At 35.3% G+C, this 21,409-nt stretch carries 19 protein-coding genes; 9 read left to right on the forward strand and 10 right to left on the reverse strand.

Translation table 11 applies throughout. The features are described from left to right. Positions 1-6 precede the first annotated feature (6 nt). On the reverse strand, positions 7-405 hold the full coding sequence (locus tag K7G79_RS04485) for a DUF423 domain-containing protein (RefSeq protein ID WP_223549569.1): 399 nt from the start codon (positions 403-405) through the stop codon (positions 7-9). Between the two features lie 106 nt (positions 406-511). On the opposite strand from K7G79_RS04485, the gene K7G79_RS04490 reads away from it, so the two are divergent. Together K7G79_RS04490 and K7G79_RS04495 are read left to right on the forward strand one after the other, a co-directional pair. After that, positions 512-1,876, forward strand: a complete 1,365-nt coding sequence (locus tag K7G79_RS04490) for a saccharopine dehydrogenase family protein (protein WP_223549571.1) — start codon at positions 512-514, stop codon at positions 1,874-1,876. 123 nt (positions 1,877-1,999) lie between these two features. Further along, entirely contained in the window at positions 2,000-2,467 is a 468-nt protein-coding gene (locus K7G79_RS04495; protein WP_223549573.1) for an Lrp/AsnC ligand binding domain-containing protein, read from the forward strand. Between the two features lie 93 nt (positions 2,468-2,560). Here K7G79_RS04495 and K7G79_RS04500 read toward each other — a convergent pair whose 3' ends face one another. Continuing rightward, positions 2,561-4,105, reverse strand: a complete 1,545-nt coding sequence (locus tag K7G79_RS04500; RefSeq protein ID WP_223549575.1) for a glycine--tRNA ligase — start codon at positions 4,103-4,105, stop codon at positions 2,561-2,563. Positions 4,106-4,235: 130 nt separating this feature from the next. Here K7G79_RS04500 and K7G79_RS04505 point away from each other — a divergent pair, with 130 nt between their 5' ends. Together K7G79_RS04505 and K7G79_RS04510 are read left to right on the forward strand one after the other, a co-directional pair. Further along, the gene (locus K7G79_RS04505) at positions 4,236-4,913 is read left to right on the forward strand and encodes a ComF family protein (RefSeq protein WP_223549576.1); all 678 of its coding nucleotides are present in this window, start codon (positions 4,236-4,238) and stop codon (positions 4,911-4,913) included. Between the two features lie 103 nt (positions 4,914-5,016). Further along, the gene (locus tag K7G79_RS04510) at positions 5,017-6,633 is read left to right on the forward strand and encodes an Ig-like domain-containing protein (protein ID WP_223549578.1); all 1,617 of its coding nucleotides are present in this window, start codon (positions 5,017-5,019) and stop codon (positions 6,631-6,633) included. Here K7G79_RS04510 and K7G79_RS04515 read toward each other — a convergent pair. From K7G79_RS04515 to K7G79_RS04545, 7 genes are all read right to left on the reverse strand, one after another. Beyond that, positions 6,617-7,399 carry an amidohydrolase gene (locus tag K7G79_RS04515; protein WP_223549579.1) on the reverse strand — a complete coding sequence of 261 codons (783 nt, stop codon included), beginning with the start codon at positions 7,397-7,399 and terminating at the stop codon, positions 6,617-6,619. The genes K7G79_RS04510 and K7G79_RS04515 overlap by 17 nt on opposite strands. 2 nt (positions 7,400-7,401) lie before the next feature. Further along, on the reverse strand, positions 7,402-8,544 hold the full coding sequence (locus K7G79_RS04520) for a methionine aminotransferase (protein ID WP_223549580.1): 1,143 nt from the start codon (positions 8,542-8,544) through the stop codon (positions 7,402-7,404). A gap of 148 nt (positions 8,545-8,692) precedes the next feature. Then, positions 8,693-9,916 carry an L-2-hydroxyglutarate oxidase gene (gene lhgO, locus K7G79_RS04525; RefSeq protein ID WP_223549582.1) on the reverse strand — a complete coding sequence of 408 codons (1,224 nt, stop codon included), beginning with the start codon at positions 9,914-9,916 and terminating at the stop codon, positions 8,693-8,695. 12 nt (positions 9,917-9,928) lie between these two features. Beyond that, positions 9,929-11,701, reverse strand: coding sequence for a DNA mismatch repair protein MutS (locus K7G79_RS04530; RefSeq protein ID WP_223549584.1), 1,773 nt, complete (start codon positions 11,699-11,701; stop codon positions 9,929-9,931). A gap of 79 nt (positions 11,702-11,780) precedes the next feature. Beyond that, positions 11,781-12,476: a zinc metallopeptidase gene (locus K7G79_RS04535; RefSeq protein WP_223549587.1), complete on the reverse strand. Its 696-nt coding sequence runs from the start codon at positions 12,474-12,476 to the stop codon at positions 11,781-11,783. Positions 12,477-12,535: 59 nt separating this feature from the next. Further along, positions 12,536-12,820, reverse strand: a complete 285-nt coding sequence (locus tag K7G79_RS04540) for a SemiSWEET family sugar transporter (RefSeq protein ID WP_223549589.1) — start codon at positions 12,818-12,820, stop codon at positions 12,536-12,538. Positions 12,821-12,943: 123 nt separating this feature from the next. Then, the gene (locus K7G79_RS04545) at positions 12,944-15,958 is read right to left on the reverse strand and encodes a leucine--tRNA ligase (protein ID WP_223549894.1); all 3,015 of its coding nucleotides are present in this window, start codon (positions 15,956-15,958) and stop codon (positions 12,944-12,946) included. 310 nt (positions 15,959-16,268) lie between these two features. Here K7G79_RS04545 and K7G79_RS04550 point away from each other — a divergent pair, with 310 nt between their 5' ends. The 3 genes from K7G79_RS04550 (at position 16,269) to K7G79_RS04560 (ending at position 18,557) form a co-directional block, all read left to right on the forward strand. After that, complete coding sequence (locus K7G79_RS04550) at positions 16,269-17,219, forward strand: DMT family transporter (RefSeq protein WP_223549591.1); 951 nt, start codon at positions 16,269-16,271, stop codon at positions 17,217-17,219. Between the two features lie 92 nt (positions 17,220-17,311). Next, on the forward strand, positions 17,312-18,190 hold the full coding sequence (locus K7G79_RS04555) for an ABC transporter permease (RefSeq protein WP_223549593.1): 879 nt from the start codon (positions 17,312-17,314) through the stop codon (positions 18,188-18,190). A 112-nt stretch (positions 18,191-18,302) separates the two neighbouring features. Further along, the gene (locus tag K7G79_RS04560) at positions 18,303-18,557 is read left to right on the forward strand and encodes a DUF3098 domain-containing protein (protein ID WP_223549595.1); all 255 of its coding nucleotides are present in this window, start codon (positions 18,303-18,305) and stop codon (positions 18,555-18,557) included. An 82-nt stretch (positions 18,558-18,639) separates the two neighbouring features. On the opposite strand, the gene K7G79_RS04565 is transcribed toward K7G79_RS04560, so the two are convergent. Continuing rightward, a complete protein-coding gene (locus K7G79_RS04565; protein ID WP_223549597.1) occupies positions 18,640-19,776 on the reverse strand; it encodes a glycerate kinase in 1,137 nt (378 codons plus the stop codon). A gap of 107 nt (positions 19,777-19,883) precedes the next feature. Between K7G79_RS04565 and K7G79_RS04570 the strand changes: the two genes are divergently transcribed. Together K7G79_RS04570 and truB are read left to right on the forward strand one after the other, a co-directional pair. After that, positions 19,884-20,678 carry an undecaprenyl-diphosphate phosphatase gene (locus K7G79_RS04570; RefSeq protein ID WP_223549599.1) on the forward strand — a complete coding sequence of 265 codons (795 nt, stop codon included), beginning with the start codon at positions 19,884-19,886 and terminating at the stop codon, positions 20,676-20,678. Between the two features lie 13 nt (positions 20,679-20,691). After that, entirely contained in the window at positions 20,692-21,408 is a 717-nt protein-coding gene (gene truB / locus K7G79_RS04575; protein ID WP_223549601.1) for a tRNA pseudouridine(55) synthase TruB, read from the forward strand. Position 21,409: the final 1 nt, after the last annotated feature.

Below are 21,409 nucleotides of genomic sequence, written 5' to 3' on the forward strand. Positions count from 1 at the left end.
TAAATTTTAGTCCTTTTTAAGTTCCTTTTTTAACAAATTAGCAATCAATAAAATCCAGCTTAAAATTAACAAAAAACCTCCTACAGGAGTTATAAATGCAATGGATTTAAAATTAAAAGCAGTTAGTGTATTTGTTGCCAGTCCATAAATAGATCCTGAAAAAAACAAGACCCCAAAAACCACAAGGTATAACACTATTCTTTTTGTTTTAATTGAAAAAAGAGTTTTGTTATTCCCTAAAAACAGTAATAATAATGCATGATACATTTGGTAGCGTAACCCTGTTTCAAAAGTTTGCTGCGCTTCAACAGTGATCTGTTCTTTTAGAGCATGTGCACCAAATGCTCCTAGAACTACACATGTAGCCCCTAGAATACATGCTACTATTACTAATTTTTTATCCATATTTAATTATTCTTAAAAAAAACCTATTTTTTTTATTAAATTCGTAATTATAAAAAGTGTTGCCTAAAGCTATTAGTAACAACAAAATTAATCAACCCAGTTTAATATGCGAAAGATTTTAGTGATTGGTTCTGGAAAATCCACTTCATACCTCATAAAATACCTATCAGATAAATCTAATGAAGAAAACTTATGTATTACCATTGGTGATCTTAAAATTGATAATACCAAAAAGCTGATTAGTACCCATTCTAATGTCAACGCTATTTCACTTGATATTTTTAATGACATCTCAAGAACCAAAGCCATAAAGGATGCTGATATTGTAATCTCCATGCTTCCAGCGCGATTCCATATATTCGTTGCCAAAGATTGCATTCAACACAAAAAACACATGGTAACAGCTTCTTATGTTAGCCCTGAAATACAGGCTTTAGATAACGATGCAAGAGCCAACCATTTAATTTTAATGAACGAAATTGGTGTAGACCCTGGTATAGATCACATGAGTGCCATGAAGGTTTTAGATATTATTAGGGCTAAAGGCGGAAAAATTATTTTGTTTGAATCGTTTACCGGTGGATTGGTTGCTCCGGAAAGTGACACAAATTTGTGGAACTATAAGTTCACTTGGAATCCAAGAAATGTTGTTATTGCAGGACAGGGCGGTGCAGCCAAATTTTTACAAGAAGGCACTTACAAATACATTCCATATCACAGATTATTTAGACGTACTGAGTTTTTAGATATAGATGGCTTTGGCAGGTTTGAAGCATACGCTAATAGAGATTCATTAAAATACCAAAATGTTTATGGGCTGGAGAATATCAAAACACTGTACCGCGGTACCATGAGGCGTGTAGGTTTTAGCCGTGCTTGGAATATCTTTGTAGTTTTGGGAATGACAGACGACAGCTATACTATTGAAGATAGTGAAAACATGAGTTATCGCGACTTTGTAAATGCTTTTTTACCCTATAGCCATACTGATTCGGTTGAACTTAAATTACGTCATGCCCTAAAAATAGATCAGGACGATATTGTATGGGATAAACTAGAAGAGCTCGATATTTTTAATTCTAATAAAAAGGTAGAGTTAAAAAACGCAACACCTGCACAGATTCTCCAAAAAATTTTAATGGACAAATGGACCTTGGCCGAAGATGATAAGGACATGATTGTGATGTACCATAAGTTTGGTTACGAACTCAATGGCAAAAAACACCAAATAGATGCCAATATGGTTGTTTTAGGGGAAAACCAAACCTATACGGCTATGGCGAAAACGGTTGGTCTGCCTGTGGCTATGGCTGCTTTGGCTATTTTAAACGGAAAAATCAAGACTCCAGGCGTTCAAATACCAATCACCAAAGAAGTATACGAGCCCATCTTAAAGGAACTCGAAGATTATGGCATAACATTTAACGAAAAAGAAGTACCTTATTTGGGGTATAACCCATTGAACAATTAAGCTTCACAGGTGACTTTGAATGCTACAAGCTCATCAACCGTCTCAGACACCTGAAGGTTGTGCCTGTATTATTACAATTTAAAACCAAATAACTACTTTTATATTATTAAAACAAAAACCATTATGCCTCGAAAAGCTAAAACCATTACTATAGATGGTATCGATAAAAAAATATTGCGTCTGTTAATGGAAGATGCTCGAACACCTATTCTCGAGGTCGCCCGACAGGTAGGCATTTCTGGAGCTGCTATCCATCAACGACTACGGAAACTGGAGAAAGCGAAATTGATTTTAGGCTCCAAACTTACCGTTAATCCTGAAGCTTTAGGCTTTGGCACCCGTGCTTTTGTAGGTATGTATTTTGACAAAGCCGCAGATGCTCCCACCATTATAAAATTATTAAAACGTGTTCCCGAGGTTTTAGAATGTCATTATACAACAGGAAACTGGAATGTATTTTTAAAGGTGCTCTGCAAAAACAACGACCATCTTATGCAACTTCTTAACACGATACAGGACATTACAGGAGTAGCCAGAACCGAAACCTTTATTTCGTTAAACCAAGATATTGATAGGCAAGTTAAAATTTAAATGAACTTACTTAAACTCAAAAAGTTCAACATAAAAAATCCCAAGTCAAACGCTTGGGATCCATTTTAATATTCTAAAATATTTAATTCTTTATTATTTCATCTTTAACAACCAATTACGCATATCAACTTCCTTCTTAATGATATTACGTAAATCTTCTATCTTAACACGTTGTTGTTCCATAGAGTCCCTATGACGGATGGTTACCGTATTATCTTCTAAAGTATCATGATCTACAGTAATACAGAACGGTGTTCCGTTGGCATCCTGCCTTCTGTAACGACGGCCTACCGCATCTTTCTCATCATAGTCTACATTGAAATCCCATTTTAAATCGTCAACAATTTGTCGGGCGATATCTGGTAAACCATCCTTCTTAACCAACGGCAAAACGGCTGCTTTTATAGGTGCTAAAACACTTGGCAGCTTTAAAACAGTTCTAGTTGTTCCATTCTCCAATTCTTCTTCTTGTAAAGCATTAGAGAAAACTGCCAAAAACATACGATCCAATCCAATGGAAGTTTCCAAAACATATGGTACATAGCTTTTATTTTCTTCAGGGTCGAAATACTGTAGTTTTTTACCTGAGTACTTTTCATGTTGACTTAAATCAAAATCGGTACGTGAATGGATGCCTTCCAATTCCTTAAATCCGAACGGGAATTTGAATTCAATATCAGCTGCGGCATCTGCATAGTGCGCCAACTTTTCATGATCGTGAAAACGGTAATTATCCTCGCCCATTCCCAAAGACAAGTGCCACTTTAAACGAGCTTCCTTCCAATGTTCGTACCATTCTTGTTGCGTACCGGGTTTAATGAAAAATTGCATTTCCATTTGTTCAAATTCACGCATTCTAAAAATAAACTGTCTGGCAACGATTTCATTTCTAAAAGCCTTTCCTGTTTGAGCAATACCAAACGGGATTTTTAAACGTCCTGTTTTTTGAACATTCAAAAAGTTAACAAAAATACCTTGTGCAGTTTCTGGTCGCAAATATAAATCCATCGCAGTGTCTGCCGAAGCCCCTAACTTAGTAGCAAACATTAAATTAAACTGTTTTACATCAGTCCAATTCTTGCTTCCCGTAAGTGGATCGGCAATCTCCAGCTCCTCTATAAGGGCTTTTACATCAACTAAATCTTCGTTTTCCAACGATTTTGCCATACGGGACAAGGTGGTATTTATCTTTTCCTGATAACCCAATACCCTAGGATTTGTAGATACAAATTCTTCCTTATTAAAAGCATCACCAAAACGTTTTTCAGCTTTGGCAACCTCCTTGTCAATTTTGGCTTCAATTTTAGCACAATAGTCTTCAATCAAAACGTCGGCTCGGTAGCGTTTTTTTGAATCTTTATTATCTATTAACGGATCGTTAAACGCATCAACATGTCCAGAGGCTTTCCAAGTGGTCGGATGCATAAAAATTGCTGCATCGATACCCACAATATTCTCATGCATTTGTACCATGGCCTTCCACCAGTAGTCACGAATATTCTTTTTTAACTCAGCTCCATTCTGCGCATAATCATATACTGCGCTTAAGCCATCATATATTTCACTGCTTTGGAATACATACCCGTACTCTTTAGCATGGGAGATTACTCTCTTAAATGTATCGTCTTGATTTGCCATAGGTGCAAAAATATAAAACCGCTTTGAACTAGAAACGTTCTCAATTAAAATTTGCAACAAATTCACTAATAAATATTTATATTAGTGTCTTTATGGTTCATTTTTATCAACTACCCATTATAATTATAAAATGCTCAAGTCCCTTATCAATTTATTTTTCCCAAAAGTTTGCTATGCCTGTCTAAATATACTTGAGGATAACCAAGATACTATATGTACCTCTTGTAGAAATAACTTACCAGTAACTAATTTTCATTTCAATAATGATGACACAGTGATAAAGGTACTTTATGGAAGGGCAAAAATTGAACAGGGAACAGCACTATTTAGGTTCGAAAAAAAAGGACCTGTCCAACAGCTTATTCATGGCTTAAAATATAGAGGATACGAAAATATTGGAGTTGTATTAGGCAATTGGCTAGGCGGAGAACTAAAAACCATTAAACACTATAACCATATTGATATTGTAATACCTGTACCACTTCATAAAAAGAAATTGAAGAAAAGAGGTTACAACCAAGTAGCAAAGTTTGGGCAAGAGATTGCAAAACAACTACAAGTTACTTATGTTGATAATGTTCTTTTAAAAATTACTAATACCAAATCACAAGTCAACAAAAAACGCTTTGCTCGCTGGCAGGGTAACGATACCTTGTTTACCATTAATCAAATCGATTCCATAAATAACAAGCATATATTATTAGTAGATGATATTATAACCACAGGAGCTACAATGGAAGCGTGTATCAATGTTTTATCCAAAGCTAAAAACGTTAAAATTAGTGTTGCATGTATGGCAATAGCCTAAGATTTATAGGCGTTATAATTTAAATAATGTACATTTCATTTCGTTTTTCTTAAATTTTAAAATGAAAAAATTCATGTACTTTTGCTAAAATTTAAAACGCTTCATGAATAAAACGTTTGCTAATCTTGTTTTATTAATTTTCCTAAGTCTTGGTTTCATTAATTGTGCTAATAAAGGGACGCCTGGAGGTGGCCCTAAAGACGAAACACCACCTGTAATTATAAAATCTGAACCAGAGAATTTTTCAACAAACTTTAAAGCAAGAGAAATTACTATCCATTTTGATGAATATATAAAACTAAAGGACATACAAAAGCAATTAATCATTTCACCACCATTGAAGTCCCAACCCGAAATAAAACCTTTAGGTGGGGCAAGCAGGTATATATCCATTAAAATTTTCGATACACTTCAACCCAATACCACATATGCTTTTAATTTTGGAAATAGCATTCAAGATAATAATGAGGGAAATCCATTTTCCTATTTTCGCTATGTATTTTCAACAGGTGATTACATCGATTCTTTAACCGTAAATGGTGCTATAGTTGATGCTATTGAAAGAAAAAATGAGACCTTTGTAAATATAGGCCTTTATGAAGTAGACTCCACATTTAACGATTCTATTATTTATAAAGAAAAACCTAAATATATTACTAATACCCTAGACAGTTTAACCTCCTTTACTATTGAAAACATTAAAGAAGGCAAGTATTTGCTCATAGCTTTCAAAGATAACAATGGGGATTATAAATTTCAACAAAAAACAGATAAAATAGGGTTTCATAAAGGTTTTATAAATATCCCTACCGATTCAACTTATACCCTTAAATTATTCAAAGAAGACCTAGATTTTAAATCAACAAGACCTAAACTTATCTCTGGTGAAAAAATCGCTTTTGGTTATGAAGGTGATTACAAGAACATGGACATTAAACTTCTATTTGACACCCCTCAAGATTTTGAGTATAGAATTACTAAAGACCAACAAACCGATTCGCTTTATTATTGGTATAAACCAAGACTAGAAGTAGATTCCTTAATTTTTAAGGTTTCTAATCAAGATTTCGAAAAAGATTATACTGTTAGAATCAGTGCCCAAAAACGAGATAGTTTAACTATCACATCAAGTCCTTCTGGCAATATTACTTACAAGGAACCTTTAAAGATTTCTGGCTCAATACCTTTTGCAAAACTTGATGAGACCAAAATAAATATTGAAGATAAAGATTCTACCAAAGTTGTATTTACAACAGCTTTTGATACTATACAAAACACTTATCATATTAATTTTGAAAAGAAAGCGGACAATAGGTATCGCGTTCAAGTTTTACCCGAAGCCATTTTAGACTTCTTCGATAATACTAACGACACCTTAAACTATGTAGTTAGCACAAAAAAAATCTCAGATTACGGTAACCTAAGGGTTATTATAAACAATGCCACATATCCTCTTATCGTCCAGTTAATGGACTCAAATGGAAAGGTAAAATATGAAAAATACACCACTACAAATGAGGCATTGGATTTCATAAATATAGATTCGGGAAAATACTATTTGAGGGCAATTTTCGATGCCAATAAAAATGGTAAATACGATACGGGTAGTTACCTTAAAAAAATACAGCCCGAACGTGTTAGCCTTTTTATCCCAGAAGAATCAGATGGCGATATTAGAGCGGGTTGGGATGAAATTTGGAACATCAACCTATCAAACTAAAGGTATCTCTGTCGTTTAAAAACTTTAGTTTATTTCTATAAAAACTGATATGTTTTTTTTCCAAAACAGCAATTTCAGTATGTTCCTTATTGGGTTTTAGTGGCGTAATCGCATTTCCTAACACATCATATACAGCCGAATGACCACAATATTCATTCTGCTCTTTATCTTCTCCTATTCGATTTAAACCAATGCAATAGCACATGTTTTCTATAGCTCGTGCTTTCAACAAAGTGTCCCAAGCCAAAATTCTGGGTTTGGGCCAATTGGCCACATACAATAAAACATCATAGTCCACAACATTTCTGGACCATACGGGAAACCGTAAATCGTAACATATTAACGGACAAATTTTCCATCCCTTATAATCTACAATTAACTTATTGGTTCCCGAAGCATATACTTTATCCTCCTGAGCCAAGGTAAAGGTATGTCGTTTATCATAATGTAAAATATTTCCAGAAGGTTCTACAAAAAGCAATCTGTTGTAAAATTTATTTTCTTCGGCGATAACAATACTTCCAATGATAGCTGCTCCTGTTTTTTTAGCTTTTCTTTGCATCCAAACCACAGTTTTTCCCTCCATGGTCTCGGCTACCTTAACTGCATCCATAGTAAATCCTGTAGTAAACATTTCTGGAAGCACTATAACATCTACTTCCATGGGTATTTCTTTAATTTTTTCAGAAAAATGTTTTCGATTTTCCTTTGGATTTTCCCAAACTAAATTGGATTGAATACAAGCTACTTTTAATTGGTCCTGCATAATTAAATAGTATTTAAAATGTCGGCCGCTCGCCTTAAGGTGTCATCCTTTTTAGCAAAGCAAAACCTGAGTACTTTATGGTCTAAATTATTGAGATTAAAAACCGACATGGGAATGGATGCAATACCAAATTCTACCGTTAAGCGCTTGGCAAAATCCACATCATACTCATCGGTAATACCCGAATAATCCAACAATTGAAAATAAGTTCCTTTTGATTTTTTGAACTTAAATCGTGAGCCTTTAATCAAACTAAGAAACAAATCCCTCTTATCTTGATAGAATGACGATAACCCTAAATAATGTTCAGGTTCTTGCATATAATCAGCAATACCTTTTTGGGTAGGATGATGTACACAAAATACATTAAACTGATGCACTTGCATGAATAAGCCCATAAGATCTTTAGGGGCACAGCAATAGCCAACGCGCCATCCTGTATTGTGAAAGGTCTTGCAAAATGATGCGACAACAAAACTCCGCTTCTTTAACTCAGGAAATAGGCAAACACTTTGATGTTTTTCCCCATCATAAATCATATGCTCATATACCTCATCACTCAATACAATAATATCAGTGTTTTTGGTAATGGCTTGTAATTGCAACATATCATCTTTTGAAAACACTGTCCCTGATGGATTATGTGGTGTGTTAACAATAATCATTTTGGTTCGCCTACATACCTTTTGTCTTACCAAATTCCAATCGATGCTAAAATGGGGAGCTTCCAATTGTATGGCAACGGGAAGGCCTCCATTTAGTTTCACTGTAGGTTCATAACTATCGTATGCCGGTTTAAAGACTATAACCTCATCTCCAGATTTTACAAACGTATTTATTATAGTAAAAATGGCTTGTGTTGCACCTGCTGTAACCGTAATTTCATGCTCAGGGAGATAACTTGCATTATAAAGTAATTCTATTTTTTTGGAAATGGCCAAGCGTAATTCTAAATTCCCATACATGGGGGCATAATGATTATACCCAGAATGCATTGCCTTACAGACTAAGTCTGTTAGTGTTTTATCACTTTCAAAATCTGGAAATCCCTGAGATAAATTAATGGCATCATGTGCTTTAGCCAAACCACTCATTACAGAAAAAATGGTGGTTTTTACATCTGGGAGTTTAGAAGTATACTGCATAAATTAAAGCTGACGACCCATACAGAATCTAAACCCCTAATTTAGTAAGTAATTCTTGTTTAAAAGGGCTTCCTTTAGAAATTTTATTGGATTTTATAAACAGAACATTTCAATTAATTTCAAATTATAGCCTTTATAAAGGTTTACCCTAACCCAAATTAAAATGTACTGTTGCCATGTCGCAAATCTTATCACCAATAGCCAAACATGCAGTAGCAGCTGGCGATGGCGCATTTAATACGTGCAAGCTTCTATTGTAATAAATAATTTTAAAATCGTCTTGCATACTCCCATCAGCATTAAGCAACATCGCCCGTACCCCAGACCTACCGGGCACTATGTCCTGCATGGTCAATGAGGGAATTAAACGTTGTAGGGTTTCTAAAAACCGTTTTTTGGAAAAAGCCCTTAGGTATTCGTTAATGGCAAAACCCGTATGCTTGGACAGCAAGTTCCATGTTCCCAAATAAGATAAGGCATTTAGTGTGTCCTTTACATTGAAATCTGTTTTACCATAGCCTTCACGTTTAAACGTTAATACAGCATTAGGACCACACTCTACATCACCATTTACCATCCTGGTAAAGTGTACACCCAAAAATGGAAAATTGGGATTGGGTACCGGATAGATTAAGTGCTTCACTTTTGTCTTGGCCAATTCAGTAAGGTTATAATAATCACCCCTAAAAGCTACTACCCTCTCTTTTAACTTAACCCCATCTTGCTTAGCCAATCGATCGGCTTGTAAACCCCCACAAAAAATAACGTGCTTGGCTGTATATTTATCTTTTGAAGTCACTACCAAAGAATCATCTCCTACATGTTCACAGACTTCTACTTTCTCTCCTAATACAATTTTGCTTTTAGGCTGTATCATTTGGATCAATTCTCCCAGTTTATTGGTTATACCAACAAAATCAATAATCCCAGTACAGGGCACCCAAATACCGGCTATCCCTTCAACATAAGGTTCAATTTCCCTCAACTGATTAGCTGTGATTTTTTCAATACCTTCGGTATTGTTGACTTTACCATTTTCAAAAATCTTATCCAAATATAGCAACTCATCTTTATCTACTGCGGTAACGACTTTGCCACACACCTCATGCTTTACATCATACTTTGTTGCAAAAGCGACCAGTTGCTTTCTGCCATCAACACAATTTTTGGCTTTATCTGATCCTGGTTTATAATACAATCCAGAATGAATGACACCTGAATTATTTCCAGTTTGGTGTGCTGCTAACCTATTTTCCTTTTCAATTATAATAATTTTAAGGTTCGGATATTTTAATTGTATTTTATAAGCTGAAGCAAGGCCTACTATACCTCCTCCTACAACTGCTATATCATATCTTTCTTTTAAATGCAAAACTTTAATATGCTAAACAATATTCATTTTTTTAAGTAGAAAGGACGCATTCATGTTCTGGCAAACACCCTGTTTCAACTTATAGTCAAAATGAAGTTCATCATTAATGATTTCGGCATCAAAATAATAATTTTTCACTTCCGCCAGTTCCTGTTCAATCTCACAGAGGCTTAAATCGTGGGTGGCTATAATACCCGTGGCATTTGAAGCGACTAGTTTTTCAACAAACTTACGTGAGCCAATTGCTTTGTCGGTACTATTGGTCCCTTTTAAAATTTCATCTAATACAATAAAATAAGGTTCCTTTGCAATGACATCTACAATATATTTCAATCGGGTCAATTCTGAAAAGAAATATGAGCTATCATCGATTAAGGAATCGGTTGTGCGCATACTCGTAATGAGCTTTACTGGTATATATTCACTGTATTTGGCACAAACGGGCAAGCCCACATTCGCCATGACGATATGTAAGGAAACGGTTCTTAAAAACGTACTCTTACCAGCCATATTGGCTCCCGTTACAATAAAAAACTGTTCGTTTTCTATTGTTAGATTGCTGTCTATCCGTTTGACTTTATCTAATAAGGGGTGCCCTAAAGCTTCTGCCTTTATAACTGGCCCTTGTTCTTTAATTTCAGGATATATAAAATTAGGATGGTTATAAGCATAATTGCCCAAGGTGTTATAAGCATCAAAAAACGCTACGACCTCAAACCAATCTTCAACTTTATGGGCATAATGCTTTATCCACTGCTCAATGGCATGGCCATGTTTTAAATCTGTAAGAAAGTAACCATTCCCAAAAATGGCACCAATAAGATTATTCCTGTTATCTAAAGCATCCAAAGCTTTCGACAGTTTCTTGAAAATTTGTGATGCCCGTTCTTCTTCTAACTGAATTTGTTGTCGCTTTTGTTTCAGTAATGCAGAAGTATAATTTTCATTCTCGATTAAATCCAACAATAGGGCATATTGCCTAAACGTATCCCTAATCTTATCTGCATTGGCCGATAATACATTAATCTTTTTGAGATATTTCCCAGTAATTCCCAAACCAATAAGCAACCAATAGCCAACTACTAGTGGATTTGGTATAAGATTGAAAACGGTTAGTATAATTATAATTACCGAAAGCACTCCAAAACATGCTGGCAACCATATCATGATTTTTGGTAAAAACGATTTATAGTTTTTTAACCAATCTATAATGCTCTTTGCTGGTGTTTCAACATGAACCATACTCGAAGTTGCTGAGAAATATTGACGCCATTTAGGTTTTCCGGACAATTCCCTAATAGCATCCTGCCTTAACACAATATCATCAATATCATTTGCTTTTAAAATGTTAGCCAACTGCTCCGTTCCCTCGGCAATGGTCGTTCTGTTGATGAACTGAAAAAAGGACCCCCGACCAAACAAATCGATATCCAAACTATAAAAATGATTGGCCTCTTGAAACTGTAACCCTTTATCGCGATTGTGAAAATTTCCCGAAACTATTTTTAGCTCTTCTTCATTAATATTGACCAAAGCCTTATTAAACCGTTGCAACCGTTTAACTTCAGTATATCGTGACAGCAAAAACAAAAACACAGCGATGCCCACTATGGCTATAGGGACCATGATCTGCCAATGCCCGAAAATCATATAAAGTAAAAATCCTGTTACCAAAAACACAGCAAGCCGCAACATACTTAAACTAAGCATTTGCTTTTGTAAAAGTTTAACTTCTTGGCGATATAACTCGGCGTGTTCTTTATAATAGGATAATGGGTCTTTCATTTGACAATATGGTTACACAGGTAAAGAAACAAAAAAGCTCTGAAAAAAATCAGAGCCTAATAATTATAACTTATACTTTTTAATCTCTTGAGCCAAACACTTGAAAAGCCCAATACAGCAAATTGGCCAAAGCTCCAATAGCAGCTACCAAATAGGTTCTTGCTGCCCATTTTAAGGCGTCTTGAGAGCCTTCATATTCTTGTTGGGAAACCATATTTTTGTTTTTTAACCAGACCAAGGCACGGTTACTAGCATCGTACTCAACTGGCAAAGTGATAAAACTAAACAGAGTTGCAAAGCCCATAAGCACAACCCCTAAACCAGCTACCCACCAACCTAGACTCATTTGTGCCGCACCACCCAATACTAGACCACCAATAATTAACCATTGTGACATCCCAGACGACACACTCACTACAGGTACTAAAGTAGATCGCATTTGTAACCAATTATAAGCTTGTGCGTGTTGCACCGCATGGCCACATTCGTGTGCAGCTACAGCAGCAGCAGCAGCATTACGTTGGTTATAAACAGCTTCGCTTAAATTAACCGTTTTATTTTTTGGATTATAATGATCTGTTAACTGACCTGGTGTTGAAATAACCTCAACGTCATAGATCCCATGGTCTGCTAACATCTTTTCGGCTATTTCACGACCGCTCATACCATTACGCAAGTGTATTTTAGAGTATTTTTCGAATTTTCGCTTAAGGGTATTGCTCACAACCCAACTTACTAAGGCTATTGCCCCTATTAATATATAATATCCAAACATTGTTTTTAATTTTTAAATCAATAATACATTTTATTAGCAAAAAATACGCCAATTTGGTTTTATGAAAGTTTGTCAGTATATAAATTAATCCTTTCATATTTAATCTTAAAATAAATCAGTAAAAAAGCTGAAACAACGGTTATAGTATTAGCAAAAATCATGGACGAACTTTGTTTTAAAACACCATAAATTAACCACCCTACAATACCTACAAAAAACATAAACAACATGGGTAAAGATAAACTCGAAACATCTTTGGTTCTCCAAGTTTTATAAACTTGGGGCAGAAATGCTGTGGTTGTTAATACCGCAGCAATAAAACCTATTCCTTCAATGTAGTTCATTTAGAGTTTGTCATTGTGTATCACATCAGAAACTTGATGTAGCTATCTGTTTATTTTTTATTCTAAGTTCAATTAATGAGATTCCCACGTCGCTCTCATTGCATTCATGCTCCTCTGGAGACATTAACCTACAATATTCACAATCTTACCAGGCACAACAATCACTTTTTTAGGTGTACGCCCTTGCAATTGTTCTTGGGTCTTTTCGCTAGCCAACACTGTCTTTTCTATCTCTTCTTTGTCCATATCTAATGGCAACTCCATGGTGAAACGCATTTTACCATTAAAAGAAATGGGGTAATTTTTGGTGCTTTCCACCAAATGCTTTTCATCAAAAATTGGGAATGGTGCTGTAGTAATAGACTCATTATGACCCAAGGCCTGCCATAATTCTTCAGCGATATGAGGAGCGTATGGTGAGATGAGAATCAACAACGGTTCTAAAATAGTCTTACTAGTACACTTTTGGGTGGTCAACTCATTTACCGCAATCATAAAGGTAGATACCGACGTATTGAACGAGAAATTCTCAATATCCTCCTGAACCTTTTTGATGGTTTTATGTAAGGTCTTTAAACTTTCTTTTGTGGGTGACGTATCAGTAACCTTAAAACCATTGTCATCGAAATACAATTTCCAAAGTTTTTTAAGAAAGGAATGTACCCCAGTAATTCCTGCTGTGTTCCAAGGTTTGTATTGCTCTAATGGCCCTAGGAACATTTCGTAAAGGCGTAAACTATCCGCGCCATATTGTTCGCAAATCGCATCGGGGTTAACCACATTGTATTTGGATTTGGACATTTTTTCGACGTCGCGCGCAACCATAATTTTACCACTTTCTTCAACTGGAATAACATTATTATATTCATCTCTCCAGTTTTTAAAAGCTTCAACATTTAATTCATTAGAAGTATTCACAAAAGATACATCAACATGAATGCTGGTCATTTCATCAACATCATATTTTACCGAATCTATAATCTTACCACCTTTTTCATCCAAGGCAAAATATTTCTGAACTTCCAATTTTATCACCTTATCAAATTCTGATAAAACATTGTTGTAATATTCATCTGAAATCAACTTAGAACCAAAAAGTTCTGTCTTTAAGTCATCAGTAATTAACAGAGTTTCCTTACTCTCATTACCACCATTATCCTTAACTAAAACTCTTAAAAAATGAACAAACGCACTCGTCCCCAAAATCATCCCTTGGTTAATCAATTTTTTGGCAAATTCGTCATATGGCACCAAACCTTTATCAAACATAAATTTTTGCCAAAAACGTGAGTATAACAAATGGCCTGTGGCATGCTCGCTTCCTCCAATGTATAAATCCACTTGCTGCCAATAGTTAATGGCTTCTTGAGAAAAGATTTCCTCGTCATTTTGCGGATCCATATACCTATTAAAATACTGCGAACTTCCCGCCCAGCCTGGCATGGTGTTCAACTCCAATGGAAACACGGTTTTGTAGTTTATTTTTTCATTCGCAACAACCGAATTTGTTTTGGTATCCCATGCCCAAACAGTAGCATTACCCAGCGGCGGTTCGCCCGTTTCGGTAGGTAAATATTTTTCAACTTCCGGAAGTTCAATAGGCAAATACGCTTCATCTATCATTTGTGGCATACCGTTCACATAATAAACTGGAAACGGTTCACCCCAATAGCGCTGACGACTAAACACTGCATCTCGTAAACGGTAATTGGTTTTCCCTTGACCCTGACCTAACTTTTCTAGTTCCTCAATTACTTTTTTAGTTGCGTCTTTATAGTTCAAACCGTTTAGAAAATCACTATTAGCAATGATAGTATTGTCCTTATCGGCAAAGGCTTCTTTAGAAATATCTACCCCTTCAAAAATATTAGGGATGGATATATTAAAGTGCTTCGCAAAATCGTAATCGCGCTGGTCACCACAAGGCACACTCATCACTGCTCCTGTACCATATCCGGCCAACACATAATCACCTATCCAAACTGGGATAGATTCTTTAGTAAACGGGTGTTCTACATAGGCCCCAGTAAATACTCCAGTAATGGTTTTTACATCGGCCATACGATCGCGTTCACTACGTTTTGCTGTGGCCTCAATATAAGCATCAACCTCAGCCTTTTGCTCTGGTGTGGTAATTTGTGATACTAATTCATGCTCAGGCGCAAGCGTCATAAAGCTCACACCGAAAATAGTATCGGGACGGGTGGTGAACACAGATATGTGATGAGACCCTTCGCCTCTGCTCAGGGTGACATGAGGGATAACAGAAAAAGTAACAGAGGCCCCAACCGATTTTCCTATCCAATTGCGTTGCATTTCTTTTAGTGGCTCTGGCCAATCTATAGTATGCAAACCTTGAAGTAAACGTTCAGCATAAGCCGAAATACGCATACTCCATTGGGTCATTTTCTTTCGAATAACTGGGTGTCCCCCACGTTCGGATACTCCATTAACAATTTCATCGTTGGCCAACACCGTCCCCAATGCAGGACACCAGTTGACTTCGGTTTCAGCTAAATAAGTTAATCTGTATTGCAACAGAATTTGTTGTTGCCTTTCTGAAGAGAATCTATTCCAATCCTCAGCCTCAAACAACTGAATATCATCATCGCAAGCCGCATTGACATTAGTGTTACCTTCAGTTTCAAATATTTTTATTAATTCTGAAATGTTTTCAGCTTTTTTAGCATCCTTATTGTACCAAGAGTTGAATAGTTGAATGAAAATCCATTGTGTCCATTTATAATATTTAGGGTCACTGGTACGTACCTCACGCGACCAATCAAACGAAAAACCTATTTGGTCTAACTGACGGCGATAAGTTTTAATATTCTCTTCAGTCGTAACAGCAGGATGTTGTCCCGTTTGAATAGCATACTGCTCGGCAGGTAAACCAAAACTATCGTAACCTTGTGGATGTAACACATTAAACCCTTGGTGGCGTTTATAACGAGCATAAATATCGGAAGCTATATACCCTAGCGGATGTCCTACGTGTAGTCCTGCACCCGATGGGTATGGAAACATATCCAACACATAATATTTGGGTTCGTCAGATTGGTTTTCGGCTTTAAACGTCTGGTTTTTAGCCCAATACTCCTGCCACTTTTTTTCGATTGTATTAAAATCGTATTTCATATTAAATAATATTCTCTTTAAATATTTCTCCATTCATTTTTCTTTACTTATCTAAAGAAAACGAATCGAATAAAAAATACTTTTTACGAGGAATTTTTTTTATATAGATTCATCTAAAAACCCTTATCAAAACTTCGTGTTTGCTTTGCTTTACTTGAATTCCGAATTTTGATAATACATTCCTTGTTAAAAAGGTTACAATGCTTCGCATCGATTTATTTTAAAAGCGCAAATTTACGGTTTATATACCAACTGTAAAACCTTTGGTTATTAATAAATAGCTCTGTTTGTTTCATTTAAAATCTATTTGTTGAATAATAGATTTATTTTTGAGTTAATTTTAAGTTTTCAGCTTTTGTCCAAAAACACCTTGAAAGCACATTTGGCCTTATTAGGCGCCAACCTTATTTACGGTATAAATTATATTGTAGCCAAGGGTATAATGCCTCATAAATTAGGGGCTTCAGCTTTTATTTTCATTAGATTGGTTTGCGCTACAACTTTGTTTTGGTTTTTAAAACTGATTTTCTTTAATGAAAAAATAGATAAAAGGGATTTCCCAAGATTGATTCTTTGTGGACTCTTGGGAGCTGCAACCAATCAATTATTATTCTTTCATGGTATTAATTTAACGTCTCCTATTGATGCTTCCATTATTATGACTACTGTTCCTGGATTGGTATTAATCTTTAGTTTCCTCTTACTCAAAGAACGCATCACCAACAATAAGCTTTTAGGAATTGGTATTGGCTCCATTGGTGCTATCCTGTTGATTGTTTATGGCAATAATGCTGGTGGCACCAGTTCTTTCTTAGGCAATTTATCTATTTTTTTAAATGCTCTTAGCTATAGTTCTTATTTGGTTATTGTAAAACCACTTATGAAAAAGTACAATGCTATAACCATTATAAGTTGGGTGTTTTTGTTTGGATTTCTTTTAATGCTTCCTTTTGGTCTACCCGATTTTTTAAACACTAATTTTAGTGCGTTTGACCTAGACACCTATTTAAGCATTGGTTATGTAGTGATATTCACCACCTTTTTTGCCTATCTGTTTAATGTGTTTGCTCTAAAGTATGTATCGCCATCAGTAAATAGCAGTTATATCTATCTGCAACCTGCTATTAATTTTATATTAGTAAGTATTTATGCTTTCATATTAAACCAAACCCAATATCAACAAGACATAGACGCTATAAAAGTTTTAAGTTGTCTTCTTGTAGTTTTAGGGGTTTATCTTATAAGTAAACATTCAAAATAAAAAGTGCAATACACTAAAGTTGATATGTTTTGGTTTATATAAAAAGAGATTGAATATACTTTATTATTTTTACGTCTTAAATTTATCGTGGCATGAGTTCATCCTTTGAAAAACATCAAAAACGCAGGCTTATTTCTTCCTATTTTTCAGTAGTACTAAGTATTGCTTTAGTATTATTTTTATTAGGTTTATTGGGAATGTTGGTACTTAATGCAAAAAAAGTATCTGATCATTTTAAGGAACAGGTGGTGCTGACCATTTATTTAAAGGACTCAGCAAAAGAAGTTGAAATCAATCAACTGGAAAAAAGCTTGGCCATGGCCAATTATGTGAAATCTACCAAATATGTTTCCAAAGAAGAAGCTGCCGAATTTATGAAAGTGCAAAATGGTGAAGATTTTATGGATTTTGTGGGTTACAATCCATTACAAAATTCTATTGACGTGCATTTAAAAGCAGATTTTGTAACAACCAATCAACTTGATAAAATTTCAACTGAAGCCCTAAACAAAAATTTTGTGGATGAGGTGTCTTATGATAATGATTTGGTAAACCTTATGAACAATAATGTTCAAAAAATTAGTTTTTGGGTCTTGGTCATCAGCGGTATTTTTACCTTAATTGCGGTATTGTTGATTAACAGTTCCATTAGATTGGCTGTTTACTCTAAACGTTTTACAATAAAGACCATGCAAATGGTTGGAGCCACCAAGCAATTTATTCGTAGGCCATTTATTTGGAAGAGTGTACGCTTAGGTATTATTGGTGCACTATTGGCTTTGTTAGGCATGGCCATTGTACTTTACTATTTAAATAAAACATTTACGGAATTGGGCCTATTAAACAACCCATTATTAATAGGATTACTTTTTATTTTTGTATTTGTATTGGGGATCATCATCACTTGGATCAGCACCCATTTTGCCACCCAACGTTTTTTGAATTTAAAGACGGATGAGTTGTATTATTAGTTATTTGGGAGAATACTGAACAATTTTATAATTAACTTTCCAAACATTATAACAGTATTAATACAGCTATTTTAAATAAATCCGTTAATTTGCATCACTAGTCAGTAACATTATGGGAGAGCAAAAACGAAAAGAAAATTCAAAACCAGCCTTTGTGTTTGGTAAAAAAAACTACAAATTTATGTTTATTGGTTTAGCCTGTATTGCCCTTGGCTTTATTTTAATGTCTGGTGGTGGTAGTGACGATCCTAATGTATTTACCCCAGAAATTTTTAATTGGAGACGTATTCGGTTGGCACCGACTTTAGTGCTTATTGGGTTTGGTATTCAGGTGTATGCCATTCTTTTGAACCCAGATAAAAAATAACTCAGCGTTATTTCTATATAAAAAAATCTTGATAGTATTTTGTTGTCTTCAAATAGATTATTGCCTCCACAGGAATGACATTTCAAATATATATTTGCATTAATTTTTCCGCAAAAATCTTTGCTATTTCCCGAATATGCTCATAACTATTTTGCATGGCATCCTTTTCGGTTTTTGCATGATTTATGACAGCATCGTTATAGTGAATTCCGTAATCTTTTAGTTGCTCATTTGCCAACTCTATCATACCACAAAAAGCTGCAACTTTTATATTTTTTTTTCTAGCAGCAGTTAAAACCCCATTTATAGTCTTACCTGAAAGGGTTTGCACATCCAATTTACCTTCACCTGTAATAATCCAATCGGCTTCAACAATATGTTCTTCAAAATTAGCTAAGGCCATTATTAATTCTACCCCAGATTGTAAATCTCCTTTCAGGAATACTTTTGCTGCAATTCCCATACCGCCAGCTGCACCGGCACCAATAACCGTTTGGGCATCTATGTTAAATTTCTTTTTCAACACCTTTGAAAAATGCTCCAAACCTTCATCCAATAGTTTTACATCTGCTAAACTTGCGCCTTTTTGTTTGGCATACACGTGTGCAGCTCCATTACTGCCATATAAGGGATTGGAGACATCGCAGGCCACCTTAAAACAGATATCTTTTAATCTTGGATGAACCTTTGAAGAATCAATAGTTCTTACATGTATTAAATTTAAACCAATAGGTTTTACTTCTCGATTTTCATTATCTAAAAATCGATATCCCAAAGCAGCAGCCATGCCCATACCACAATCGTTTGTTGCACTTCCTCCAATACCCAATATTACTTGTTTTGCTCCACGTTCAATAGCATCTAGTATTAATTGCCCTGTTCCATATGTAGTTGCATTTTTACAATCTAACTGTTTATCCTTTAGCAATTTGATTCCCGAAGCTTCAGCCATTTCTATATAAGCTATTCGAGATGATTCAGAATACAAATATGTCGCTGTTATTATTTGAAAAAAAGGGTTGCAAACTCGAATTCTAATTGGTTTACCTTTTAAATAATAATCAATAATCTGAATAGTACCATCACCTCCATCTGCAAGAGGTAATTTTATAATCTCAACATCTGAATTAAGAACAAGAAACCCTTCCTCTACAGCATTGCAAAATTGCAATGCTGTTAGAGAACCTTTAAACTTATCGGGTGCCAAAACAATCTTCATTTCAGTCTAAGTAAACCTTTTAGCAATTTACCAATTTTCAATCCAACACGCTAAAGTTTCATTTGATTAACATTTAATTATATATCTATTTTAATACTTTTGTGCCCATGGATATTATAGATTCTATCATTCTTGGTATTATTCAGGGGCTAACTGAATTTTTACCAGTATCATCGAGTGGCCATTTAGAATTGGGAAAGGCTATTTTAGGTGATCAATCAGTTCCTAAAGAAAGTTTACTGTTTACTGTTGCGCTTCATTTCGCAACGGCATTAAGTACCATAGTGGTATTTAGAAAAGATATTCTGGAAATCATAAAAGGGGCACTGAAATTTCAATGGGATGACAATTTACAATTCATTTTAAAAATTGCTGTTTCTATGGTTCCTGCTATTATTGTTGGCCTTTTCTTTGAAAAACAATTGGAACAACTTTTTACCAGTAACATCCTATTAGTTGGATGCATGCTTATCATAACTTCTTTACTTCTTTTTTTAGCTGACAAGGCTAAAAACACGAACAGATCAGTGTCGTTTAAAAATGCTTTTGTCATTGGTATTTCACAGGCCATTGCCATGCTTCCTGGTATTTCTAGGTCTGGAGCAACCATATCCACATCGGTATTATTGGGCAATGATAAAACCAAAGCAGCACGCTTTTCATTTTTAATGGTTGTACCGCTTATTTTTGGAAAAATAGGCAAGGATATTTTAAGCGGAGACATTTCTACCGAAAATCAGAGTTTTACGGCTTTATCCATTGGATTTGCAGCTGCTTTTATAGCTGGTTTGTTTGCCTGTACTTGGATGATTGCTTTAGTTAAAAAAAGTAAACTAACCTACTTTGCTTTTTACTGTGCTATTGTGGGCCTTATTGCTATTGGGTTTTCTCTTTTGAATTAGACACCTCACCACTATGCTCAGTAAAGACGATTACCTTTCCGGACAAGTATTGCTTATCGACAAACCCCTAAATTGGACCTCCTTTCAAGTGGTTAACAAACTACGCTGGGAAATTAGGCGCGCCTTTAAGCTGAAAAAAATTAAAGTTGGCCATGCAGGAACTTTAGATCCATTGGCCACAGGGCTTTTGGTAATCTGCACGGGTAAAATGACCAAACAAATTGACACCTTTCAAGCCCAAATCAAAGAATATACTGGAACCATTACCATAGGCAGTACAACCCCTTCATTTGATTTGGAAACCGAAATCGACAGCACATTTCCCACCGAGCACATCACTGAGGCTTTGATCCATAAAACAACGGAACAATTTATTGGTGATATCCAACAATTGCCGCCTGTGTTTTCAGCCATTAAAAAAGACGGCAAACGCTTGTATGAATTTGCTAGAGCTGGAGAAGGTGTAAATATCAAACCGCGTACAGTTAGCATTTCAGCTTTTGAAATCACTAAAATTGGTGCTTCGACTTCGCTCAGTAACCAATCGATAGATATAGATTTTAGAGTAGAATGTAGCAAGGGGACTTACATTCGTTCCTTAGCTAACGATTTTGGTAAGGCTTTGCGGTCTGGTGCACATTTATCGGCATTACGACGCACGAAAATAGGTGATTTTAATATTGCTGACGCTACCTCAATAGACGGCTTTATAAACAGCTTAAAGAGCTAGA

It is taken from the genome of Aestuariivivens sp. NBU2969, from assembly GCF_019931125.1.
Taxonomy (GTDB): domain Bacteria; phylum Bacteroidota; class Bacteroidia; order Flavobacteriales; family Flavobacteriaceae; genus Aestuariivivens; species Aestuariivivens marinum.